Raw genomic sequence first — 401 nt, forward strand, 5'->3', positions numbered from 1 at the left:
ATATTTTTATTGTTTTTTTGTCCAGTTATATCGCCAACAGTAATATTCATCTGTCTACCCCACAGGTATTTTTTGCTTGTGAATGGTTGTGCGATTAGTGCTGATCCCCTTACTGTTTGATCAGATCTAACTAAACTGCCATTTGCTTGTGAGGTAAAAAAGGTTTGCCCAATTGCACTAACAATTAAAGTATAGATACCACAAATAATCGTTATGACAATTACTGCCAAAATTGACTTACCTAATGTCTTAACTACCATTATTGTCTTTCTCCCTTCTCATAGAATCTGTAGTATGAGTGCAATGATCAAGTCGATCAACTTAATTCTCCAATGAATGGAACAACTATCCCACCAAGCCCATAAACTAGCAAATTATGCCGCAGTAACTGACTAGCTGGA

The 401-nt window shown here is 36.2% G+C and carries 1 protein-coding gene; it reads right to left on the reverse strand.

Features of this window, described 5'->3' with window-relative positions; all coding sequences use genetic code 11:
* Nucleotides 1–260 (reverse strand): potassium-transporting ATPase subunit C (locus CP370_RS09450; protein WP_143467903.1); only part of this gene is annotated, 260 nt, incomplete at its 3' end.
* Nucleotides 261–401: the final 141 nt, after the last annotated feature.

Source organism: Lactobacillus sp. UMNPBX19 (assembly GCF_002553805.1).
Taxonomy (GTDB): Bacteria; Bacillota; Bacilli; order Lactobacillales; family Lactobacillaceae; genus Lactobacillus.